The sequence below is a fragment of the Mycobacterium sp. UM_Kg1 genome (assembly GCF_000972925.1).
GTDB lineage: Bacteria > Actinomycetota > Actinomycetes > Mycobacteriales > Mycobacteriaceae > Mycobacterium > Mycobacterium hiberniae.
The window spans coordinates 1-9,711 of record NZ_JRMK01000133.1; the positions used below are offsets into that span (position 1 = coordinate 1).

Sequence of the window (9,711 nt, forward strand, 5' to 3'; positions counted from 1 at the left end):
TGTGTATAAGAGACAGATCGTCGACGGCGATCAGCCGGGCCGCTTCGCGTACCGCGGTCACCTCGGCGTCGTTGGCGCCGGGGTCGCCGGCCCGGCCGCCCAGGGCCGCCCGGTGCAGCACGACGACGCCGCCGGACCGCAGCAACCGCACGGCTTCCAGCACGTAGCCGGGCTGGTCGATCGGGTCGGCGTCGACGAACACCAGGTCGTAGGACTCGTCGGCCAGCCGGGTCAGCACCTCTTGGGCGCGGCCGCTGATGAAGCGGGTCCGGCCCGGCCCGATCCCGGCTTCGCTGAACGCCTGCTTGGCGATGCGCTGATGCTCGGGCTCGATGTCGATGGTGGTCAGCACCCCGTCTTCGCCCATGCCCGACAACAGCCACAGGCCGCTCACCCCGGCGCCGGTGCCGACTTCGACCACCGCCCGGCCGGCGCTGAGTTTGGTCAGCAGACTCAGCAGCGCGCCCACGGCGGCGCTGATCGACCCGACACCGAGCTCGGCGGCCCGATCCCGGGCAGCTGCCAGCACCGCATCCTCGGTCATCGATTCCTCGGCGTGCGACAAGAGTGCCTCGGCGCGACTGCGCGGCGGCTCCGCGGGAGTGTCGTCGGTGCTGGCCATGTCCGCAGCGTAGGACAAAGCGCGGCGGGGGCACGCACCGGCGCCTGCCCGACACGCCCGGGGTTTGGCCCGTGTCCGAACTGTTATCTGGGCGCATAACCGCACGGCGTGACGCATTCGAACACAGGTTCACAGTCGGCGTTCAGACACAGCACAGAGCGGGCATACCGCGATAGGCAACGGTATCGGCATGGAACGAGGTAGGAACCGGCCTCGAGACGCTGGGAATACGCGGGGCCCGTTGCACGTTGATCGCGACAGTGCGCTGCCGTCGCCTGACGGCGGCCCTGATCTGGAGGACGTCGCCATAACCACATTGCTGCCCCCGGTCGCCATGTCGCACCCGACCACCCACTCGGACCGCTACGCCGGCACCGACTGGGTCCAGGGGGCGGAGGTTCCGCAGGGAACCGCGGTGTTCGACGCAACCGGCGATGTGGCGGCGATGCCGTCCTGGGATGAACTGGTGCGCCAGCACGCCGACCGCGTCTACCGGCTGGCCTACCGGCTGTCCGGAAACCAGCACGACGCCGAGGACCTCACCCAGGAGACCTTCATCCGGGTGTTCCGTTCGGTGCACAACTACCAGCCCGGGACTTTCGAAGGCTGGCTGCACCGCATCACCACCAACCTGTTCCTGGATATGGTGCGGCGACGGGGACGCGTCCGGATGGAGGCGTTGCCCGAGGACTACGACCGGGTGCCGGCCGACCAGCCCGACCCCGAGCAGATCTACCACGACGCGCGGCTCGATGCCGACCTGCAGGCAGCGCTGGACTCGCTGGCGCCGGAATTCCGCGCCGCGGTGGTGCTGTGCGACATCGAAGGCCTGTCCTACGAAGAGGTCGGCGCCACCCTCGGGGTGAAGCTGGGCACCGTGCGCAGCCGCATCCACCGGGGCCGCCAGGCGCTGCGCGACTATCTGGCCGCGCGCGCCGGTCAGCGTGACGCCGAGGCGTTCGGCGGCACCGCGGCCCGCTGAGTCCGGCCTGCACCGGCGGGTTTCGGCGTCTGCCGGCGGTATCGCGCTACATTCTTAGAGGGCCTTTATTCGAAGCCCGGCTGAGTATTGGTGGCGCGATCGGGAGGAGTCCGGTGTGACGGACCGCGGAGGTCTCTTCCGTCGCGCGTTCTCCTGGCTACCCGCGCAGTTCGCCTCGCAGAGCGACGCGCCGGTGGGGGCCCCGCGGCAGTTCAGCTCCACCGAACACCTGTGCAGCGAAGCGATCGCCGCCTACGTCGACGGCGAGCTGCGGATGAACGCCCACCTGCGTGCGGCTCACCACCTGTCGCTGTGCCCCGACTGCGCGGCCGAGGTGGAGTACCAGGGCCGGGCGCGTTCCGCCCTGCGCGATTCACACCCGATCCGGATCCCCCCGGCGCTGTTGGGCCTGTTGGCCCAGATCCCCGAGGCCCCGGCCGACCGCCCGCCGGACGAGCCGACCAGGCCGCTGCCCGCCCGGTTCGACGACGGCAAACCCCGAGAACGCCGTAAACGCCGGTAAGGTGGTTCCGGAGCGGCGCCAGCGCCAGGTGACGCTGTGCTCGCGGAGCCTGGAAGCGACCCAGGGGTGGAACCGGAAGAGGATTAGGTGAGCTCCAACAACGAGAACGCCGGCGGCAACCGCTTGGCGCCGCGCCCCGTCTACCGTCCCCCGGTGGACACTGCGTCCAAGAAAGCCTTCGGGCGGCCCGACGGGGTGCGCGGCTCCTTCACGCCCGCGGAGGTACGGCCCAAGAAGTACCGCGAGCAGGGCGAGTTCGTCCCGCGTGACCTGCCGCCGGACCCCGTGCTCAAAGAGGCCTTCGGCCGGCCCTACGGCACCGGCCCGTCGTTGCAGCGTCACCCCGCCGACGCCGGAGCGCTGGGCCGGAACGGCAAACGGGGCTCCGAGGCCACCGAGGACCCGTGGCGCGACCCCGCCGCCGGTGCGGCGCTGGGCGGGCCCGCCGTGGTCCCGCCGGCACCCCGGGCGCCCGGCGACTCCGGGGACCGCCTCGGCGTTCGCGACGTGCTGTTCGGTGAGCGGGTCTCCTACCGTGCGCTGGCCGTTCTCGCCGCGATCGCGCTGGCGATCGGCATGGCCGGCGGCTGGGTCGGACGCACGACCGCCCAGGTCGTCGAGGCCTTCACCACCTCCAAGGTGACGCTGTCGACCAAGGGCAACGCCGAGGAGCCGGCCGGACGGTTCGCCAAGGTCGCCGAAGCCATCGCGAACTCGGTGGTGACCATCGAGTCGGTCAGCGACGATCAGGGCATGCAGGGTTCCGGCGTGGTCATCGACGGCAAGGGCTACATCGTCACCAACAACCACGTCATCTCCGAAGCCGCCAACAATCCCAGCAAGTTCAAGACCACCGTGGTGTTCAACGACGGCAAAGAGGTGCTGGCCAACCTGGTCGGCCGCGACCCCAAGACCGACCTGGCCGTGCTCAAGGTCGACAACGTCGACAACCTGTCGGTGGCCCGGCTCGGCGACTCCGACAAGGTGCGGGTGGGCGACGAGGTGATCGCGGCCGGCGCCCCGTTGGGCCTGCGCAGCACCGTCACCCACGGCATCATCAGCGCCCTGCACCGCCCCGTGCCGCTCTCGGGCGACGACTCCGACACCGACACCGTCATCGATGCGGTCCAGACCGACGCCTCGATCAACCACGGCAACTCCGGTGGTGCGCTGATCGACATGGATGCCCAGCTGGTCGGCATCAACACCGCCGGAAAGTCGTTGTCCGACAGCGCCAGCGGGCTGGGATTCGCGATCCCGGTCAACGAGATGAAGATTGTGGCCGAGGCGCTGATCCGGGACGGCAAGATCGTGCACCCCACGCTGGGGGTCAGCGCTCGCTCGGTGAGCAACGCGATCGCCTCCGGTGCGCAGATCGCCAACGTCAAAGTGGGCAGCGCCGCGGAGAAGGGCGGCATGCTGGAGAACGACGTGGTGGTCAAGATCGGTGACCGCACCGTTGCCGACGCCAACGAATTCGTCGTGGCGGTCCGCAACCTGACCATCGGCAAGGAAGCGCCCGTCGAGGTGGTGCGCGACGGGCGCCATGTGACGTTGACGGTGACCCCCACCCCCGACGGTTAGCGGCCCGGCGTCATGTTCGCCAATGTCGGCTGGGGCGAGATGCTGGTCCTGGTGGTGCTCGGGCTGGTGATTCTGGGGCCCGAGCGGCTCCCCGGAGCCATCCGCTGGACCGCCGGCGCACTGCGCCAGGCCCGCGACTACGTCACCAACGCCACCGAGCAGCTGCGCGATGAGATCGGGCCGGAGTTCGACGACCTGCGGGCACCGCTGAGCGAACTGCAGAAACTGCGCGGCATGACACCGCGCGCCGCACTGACCCGGCATCTGCTCGACGGGGACGATTCGCTGTTCACCGCCGTGGGTGCGCTGGCCGCCGAGCCGCGCCCGGCGCCGCCGACCCCGGCCGTGGTCGCCGAGCCGGGTGCACCGGCGCCCTTCGACACCGACGCCACCTAGGCCTGAAGCGGCTCAGCGGCGATCGCAGGCCGGCTCAGCGGCGGGGGGCCCCGGTGTCCAGGCCCAGCGACATTCCGACCAGCCCGCGCCGGCGCGTGGCCAGCTGATCGGCGATCCGGCGCAGCTCCCGGCCCGCCGGCGAGTCCGGCGACAGCACCACCGGGGAGCCGGAGTCTCCGCCGGTCACCATCTCGCTGTCGATCGGCACCTGGCCCAGCAGGGGCACCTCGCGGCCCATGGCCCGGGTCAGCCGCTCGGCGACCCGCTCGCCGCCGCCCTCGCCGAACAGGTGCATGGTGGTCCCGTCGGGCATGGCCAGCCCGGCCATGTTCTCCACCACCCCGACCACCTGCTGGCGGGTCTGCAGGGCGATGGCCCCGGCCCGCTCGGCGACCTCCGCGGCCGCCTGCTGCGGGGTGGTCACCACCAGGATCTCGGCCGAGGGCACCAGCTGCGCGACCGAGATCGCGATGTCGCCGGTGCCCGGCGGCAGATCCAGCAGCAGCACGTCCAGGTCGCCCCAGTAGACGTCGGCGAGGAACTGCTGCAGGGCCCGGTGCAGCATCGGGCCACGCCACACCACCGGCGTGTTGCCCTGGGTGAACATCGCGATCGAGATCACCTTCACGCCGTAGCCGATCGGCGGCATGATCATCGAGTCGACCTGCGTCGGCAGGGCGGTGACGCCCATCATCCGGGGCACCGAGTGGCCGTAGATGTCGGCGTCGACCACCCCGACCGCCAGACCGCGTTCGGCCAGCGCAACCGCGAGGTTGACGGTGACACTGGACTTGCCCACCCCGCCCTTCCCCGAGGCGATCGCGTAGACCTTGGTCAGCGAACCCGGTTGGGCGAAGGGAATGACCGGCTCGCGAGCGTCGCCGCGCAACTGCTTGCGTAACTCGGCGCGCTGCTCGTCGCTGAAGACGTCCAGGCTGACCGTCACCGGGCCGGTGCCGGGCACGTCGTTGATTGCCGCGGTCACCATGTTGGTGATCTCGGACTTCATCGGACAGCCGGCGATGGTCAGGTAGATCGTGACGTGGACGCTGTGGTCGGCCGCGATCTCGATGCTCTTGACCATGCCCAGATCGGTGATCGGACGCCGGATGTCGGGGTCGAGCACGGTGCCCAACGCTGTGTAGATCGCGTCGTGCAGGGCTGCGGTGTCATCGTGGTTCTCGGGCATCGCAACCGAGTCTAGGGCAGTGCGGGCAGGCGCCGGTCTGCGCTGTCGGTCAGGCCGGCGGCAATGCCTGGGGCCCGCCCGGCGGGGTGCCGGGCAACACCGGAGCCGGCTGTGCCGGGGCCTGGTGATCCGGACCCGGCTGTGCCGGGGCCGGCTGATCCGGCGACTCCGGCGGCAACGGTGCGACCGCATAGGGCGGCATCGGCGCGGGCGCGGCCGGTGGGGCTTCCGGGGGCGCGAACGGGAACGGGGGCAGCCCGTTGGGCGGGGCCGGCGCGGCCGCCGGGGCCGGGGCTGCTGGCGGCTCCAGGCAGATCATCCGGCAGGCCGCCGAGGGACGCGGCAGCTGCTGCTCGGGGGAGTTCATCCACGGTTGCAGCCAGGGCAGGTTGGCCAGCTGCGTCTCCATGCTCGGCTGACCCAGGTCGATCAGCGCGGAGCCCGTGGTGTGGTCGACGTGCGACATGCCGTGCAGGGCCAGCGATTCCGGCCCGAGCCCCTCGGGGTGTTCCAGGTGCTCGAGGTGCAGGTCGGCGATCGGCGGGGCCGGGCCGACGATCGGAGGCAGGTCGACCGGGGCCACCCCGGTGGCGTAGGCCGCCGCCCAGCCCATCACGTTCTCCGCGTAGGCCATCGAATTGTTGTAGCGCAGGATGGCGGTCAGAACCTGCGACTGCTCGCGCAGGTTCAGCCCACCACTGCACAGATACCGGGCGGCCGCCAGTGTCGCATCGTAGATGTTCTGGGGGTCCGCGCGGCCGTCGCCGTCGCCGTCGGCGGCATAGCGCGACCAGGTGCCGGGCAGGAACTGCATCGGTCCCAGGGCCCGGGCGTAGACCACCCGGCCGGGGGCGCTGCTGGCCACGATGATCTCGTTGCCGGGCAGGGTGCCGTCCAGCGCCGGCCCGTAAATCGGCTGCAGCACATTGCCCCGGGCATCGGTGGCCCCGCCGTTGGCGTGGCCGGACTCGATGCGCCCGATCCCGGCGAGCAGGTTCCAGCTGACGCCGCACTCGGGTGCCGCGACCGACATCTGGTGTTCGGCGTTGCGGTAGGCGGCCAATGCGGTCTGGGGGATTCCGAGGGTGCCGGGTGCGTAGACGACGGCCGCCGGCGGCGCCGACGGGGCTCCGGCGGCCACGCGCAGGGCCGCCGGCGGGCGGTGCACCGCGACGACGGCGGGCCCCGACGAGCGCCCGGCCGACGAGGTGTTCACCGACGCTGCCAGTGGGGTGACCGCGGTGTTGCGCAGCGGTAGCGAGGGCGAGGGAGAGCGGGGTGTGGCGCCCACGGCGCCGGCGAACACCAGCGGGGTGATGAACATCAGGCCGAACGCCGGCCGCATGGCCGCGCGCGCGGCGCGGCGCACCTTGGCGCCACGGGACACGCGTTCCCCTGCGTCGCCCCCTTTTAGCACTCGACCGTCCCTAAATTTCGCTGTGGTGATACCGCTCGCGCTTCGTGAACTAGGTCACCATACCGAACGTCGGTCCTGCTGGTGACCGTTATATGGTCCGCGTCCACAGCCGGACCATTCCGGGCGCCGGCTACGGCGCGCCGGGGTCGGGTGCCGGGCGCAGCGCTTCGAGCAGTTCCCGGACCCGCTCGAGTTCGTGGTGCAGGTAGTCGCGGGTGGCCACCTCGCCGACCGCCAACCGCAGCGACGCCAGTTCCCGGGCCAGGTACTCGGTGTCGGCTTTGGTCTGGGCGGCGCGCCGGCGGTCCTCGTCCAGGCTGACCCGGTCGCGGTTCTCCTGCCGGTTCTGGGCCAGCAGGATCAGCGGCGCGGCGTAGGCGGCCTGCGTGGAAAATGCCAGGTTGAGCAGGATGAACGGGTAGGGGTCCCACTGCAGGCGGAGCGCGTAGACGTTCAGCACGATCCAAGCCACCACGATCAGGGTCTGGATGGCCAGGTAGCGCCCGGTGCCGAAGAACCGGGCCACCGACTCGGTGAAGCGGCCCAGCGCGTCGGGATCGAGCTGGAAGCTGGGCAACCGTGAGGTGCGGGGCGTGGAGAGACGCTGCGATGACGAGCGGTCGGTCACGACGGCCTCCCGGCGAGTTTCGGTCCCAGGTCCGGCTCGGGCGTTTCGCGCCAATCGGCGGGCAGCAGGTGATCGAGCACGTCGTCGACCGTCACCGCGCCCAGCAGGTGGTTCTGTTCGTCGAGCACAGGCCCGCAGACCAGGTTGTAGGCCGCGAAGTAGCGGGTCAGCTCGGCCAGCGACACGTCGGGGTTCAGGGCCGGCAGATCAGAGTCGACGAAGCCGCCGATGAGTTCGGCCGGGGGAACCCGCAGCAGTTGCTGCAGTGGGACAGAACCCAGGTAGCGGCCGGTCGGGGTGGCGGTGGGTGCTCGCGTCACGAACACCAGCGACGCCAGCGCCGGGGTCAGGTCGGGATCGCGCACCCGGGCCAGCGCCTCGGCGACCGAGGTGTCGGCGGTCAGCACCACCGGGTTGGAGGTCATCAGGCCGCCCGCGGTGTCGGGGGAGTGCTCCAGCAGGCGGCGCACCGGATTGGAGTCATCGGGGTCCATCCGCGCCAGCAGCGTCTCGGCCTCGGTCGGGTTCATCACGCCGAGCAGGTCCGCGGCGTCGTCGGGGTCCATCTCCTCCAGCACGTCGGCGGCCCGATCGGTGCCCAGCTGGGCGAGCACGACGGCCTGCCGTTCTTCGGGCAACTCCTGCAGGATGTCGGCCAGGCGGGCGTTGTCCAGTGCGTTGAACACCTCGTAGCGGCGCTTGGGCGGCAGCTCGCGGATGGCGTCGGCCACTTCGATCGGCCGCCAGCCCTCGAACTGCGCCAGCAGCTGCGCCACTTCCTGGCCGGGCATCGCCAGCGCCGACGGGGTCAGGCCCTGCACGTTGTGCCAGTCCACGATGTGCCCCGCGGCGCGCCGGCCCAGCCGCCGGGAGTGGCGCACCGCCACCCGCGTCACCAGCCAGTCCCGCGTGCGGCTCTGCTCGATCGCCAAGTCGGTGATCGCGACGTCGACGCCGGCCAGTTCCGGCAGCTCCGGGTCGTTGACGCGGACCTTGGTGTCCAGCACCTGCCCGAGCATCAATGCCTCACCGGGACGCTGGTTGAACTTGCGCAGCGACACGGTTCCGGTGTTGAGGGTGACGGCGTTGGGCTCGATCGAGGCGACTCGCAGAATCGGTACGAATATCCTTCTGCGGGTTGGCAATTCGACAACGAGTCCCAGGACACGGGGCTGCTGGCGAACGATGCTGAGACTGACCACCACATCGCGGACCCGCCCGACGGATTCGCCGAACGGGCCCAGTACCAGCATCCGCGCGAGCCGCGCTGCATAAACCCTGTTGCTCGACGCCATGATTGAAAGGGTAGGAGTATTTAGGTGACCAACGCATATCGCCCCCGCCGTACCTGCCTGTCCGTACCGGGCAGCAGCCAGAAGATGATCGACAAAGCCAAGGGCCTGCCCGCCGACCAGGTCTTTCTCGATCTGGAGGACGCGGTCGCCCCGGCAGCCAAAGGCCAGGCCCGGACCCTGGTGGCCGAAGCACTCACCGAGACGGACTGGACGGCTCCGTTGCTGGGCGTTCGGGTCAACGACTGGACCACACCGTGGACTCATGCCGACCTGATCGAGGTGGTCTCGGCGGTCGGTGCCGCCGGTACCCGGCTGGATGTCGTCGTACTGCCCAAGGTGTCCGATGTCTCGCACGTGCAGGCGCTGGATCTGCTGCTCACCCAGCTGGAGACCGTCCACGGTCTGCCGGTCGGCCAGATCGGCATCGACGCCCAGATCGAGGACGCCCGCGGCCTGACCAACATCAACGCGATTGCCGCAGCGCGCCGGGTGCAGGCATTGGTGCTCGGACCGGCCGACCTGATGGCCAGCCTCAACACCCGGACCCTGGAGGTCGGCGAGCAGCCCGAGGGCTACACCGAGGGCGACGCCTACCACCATGTGCTGATGACGATCCTGGTGGCGGCGCGCGCGCACGGGATCGCCGCCGTAGACGGGCCGTATCTGAAAGTCCGTGACGTCGCGGCATTCCGGCGGGTGGCGGGCCGCTCGGCCGCCCTCGGTTTTGACGGCAAATGGGTGCTGCATCCCGACCAGATCGCAGCGGGCAACGAGATCTTCAGTCCGCGTCAGGCCGAGTACGACCACGCCGAGCTGATTCTGGAGGCCTACGCGTGGCACACCTCGCACGCCGGCGGAGCCCGCGGTGCGGTGATGCTCGGTGACGAGATGCTCGACGAGGCCAGCCGCAAGATGGCGTTGGTGGTGGCGGGCAAGGGCCGCGCGGCCGGGATGCGCCGCGAGGCGCCGCCGTTCACGCCACCGTCGGCCTAGCTGTACTGCCCAGACAGGTTGGTCAACTTTGTGATGGGTGGGACTTTCCCGATCGCTGAGTGTTGCCGGTGGTGATTGTAGG

10 protein-coding genes are annotated in these 9,711 nt (G+C 70.5%); 5 read left to right on the forward strand and 5 right to left on the reverse strand.

Annotated elements, in window-relative coordinates; genetic code table 11:
* On the reverse strand, positions 1-622 hold a 622-nt coding region (locus LI92_RS17085), incomplete at its 3' end, for an O-methyltransferase (protein ID WP_046320947.1).
* Positions 623-812: 190 nt separating this feature from the next.
* On the opposite strand from LI92_RS17085, the gene sigE reads away from it, so the two are divergent.
* From sigE to tatB, 4 genes are all read left to right on the forward strand, one after another.
* On the forward strand, positions 813-1,604 hold the full coding sequence (sigE, locus tag LI92_RS17090; RefSeq protein ID WP_046320933.1) for an RNA polymerase sigma factor SigE: 792 nt from the start codon (positions 813-815) through the stop codon (positions 1,602-1,604).
* Between the two features lie 115 nt (positions 1,605-1,719).
* Positions 1,720-2,127 carry an anti-sigma E factor RseA gene (rseA, locus tag LI92_RS17095; protein WP_046320935.1) on the forward strand — a complete coding sequence of 136 codons (408 nt, stop codon included), beginning with the start codon at positions 1,720-1,722 and terminating at the stop codon, positions 2,125-2,127.
* Between the two features lie 87 nt (positions 2,128-2,214).
* Complete coding sequence (gene htrA / locus LI92_RS17100; RefSeq protein WP_046320936.1) at positions 2,215-3,711, forward strand: serine protease HtrA; 1,497 nt, start codon at positions 2,215-2,217, stop codon at positions 3,709-3,711.
* Between the two features lie 12 nt (positions 3,712-3,723).
* Positions 3,724-4,107 carry a Sec-independent protein translocase protein TatB gene (gene tatB, locus LI92_RS17105; RefSeq protein ID WP_046320937.1) on the forward strand — a complete coding sequence of 128 codons (384 nt, stop codon included), beginning with the start codon at positions 3,724-3,726 and terminating at the stop codon, positions 4,105-4,107.
* Between the two features lie 34 nt (positions 4,108-4,141).
* On the opposite strand, the gene LI92_RS17110 is transcribed toward tatB, so the two are convergent.
* From LI92_RS17110 to LI92_RS17125, 4 genes are all read right to left on the reverse strand, one after another.
* The gene (locus LI92_RS17110) at positions 4,142-5,296 is read right to left on the reverse strand and encodes an Mrp/NBP35 family ATP-binding protein (RefSeq protein ID WP_046320939.1); all 1,155 of its coding nucleotides are present in this window, start codon (positions 5,294-5,296) and stop codon (positions 4,142-4,144) included.
* 49 nt (positions 5,297-5,345) lie between these two features.
* Positions 5,346-6,641: a lytic transglycosylase domain-containing protein gene (locus LI92_RS17115; RefSeq protein ID WP_082109774.1), complete on the reverse strand. Its 1,296-nt coding sequence runs from the start codon at positions 6,639-6,641 to the stop codon at positions 5,346-5,348.
* A gap of 202 nt (positions 6,642-6,843) precedes the next feature.
* Entirely contained in the window at positions 6,844-7,341 is a 498-nt protein-coding gene (locus LI92_RS17120; RefSeq protein ID WP_046320942.1) for a DUF1003 domain-containing protein, read from the reverse strand.
* Positions 7,338-8,636, reverse strand: coding sequence for a magnesium transporter MgtE N-terminal domain-containing protein (locus tag LI92_RS17125; protein ID WP_046320944.1), 1,299 nt, complete (start codon positions 8,634-8,636; stop codon positions 7,338-7,340). The genes LI92_RS17120 and LI92_RS17125 overlap by 4 nt, the downstream gene beginning before the upstream one ends.
* 24 nt (positions 8,637-8,660) lie before the next feature.
* Between LI92_RS17125 and LI92_RS17130 the strand changes: the two genes are divergently transcribed.
* On the forward strand, positions 8,661-9,629 hold the full coding sequence (locus LI92_RS17130; protein ID WP_046320945.1) for an HpcH/HpaI aldolase/citrate lyase family protein: 969 nt from the start codon (positions 8,661-8,663) through the stop codon (positions 9,627-9,629).
* Positions 9,630-9,711 lie beyond the last annotated feature (82 nt).

Coding starts and splice junctions, on each gene's coding strand:
- tatB (WP_046320937.1), top strand. CDS start 3,724: ATGTTCGCCAATGTCGGCTGGGGCGAGATGCTGGTCCTGGTGGTGCTC.
- LI92_RS17110 (WP_046320939.1), bottom strand. CDS start 5,296: ATGCCCGAGAACCACGATGACACCGCAGCCCTGCACGACGCGATCTAC.
- sigE (WP_046320933.1), top strand. CDS start 813: ATGGAACGAGGTAGGAACCGGCCTCGAGACGCTGGGAATACGCGGGGC.
- LI92_RS17115 (WP_082109774.1), bottom strand. CDS start 6,641: ATGCGGCCGGCGTTCGGCCTGATGTTCATCACCCCGCTGGTGTTCGCC.
- LI92_RS17125 (WP_046320944.1), bottom strand. CDS start 8,636: ATGGCGTCGAGCAACAGGGTTTATGCAGCGCGGCTCGCGCGGATGCTG.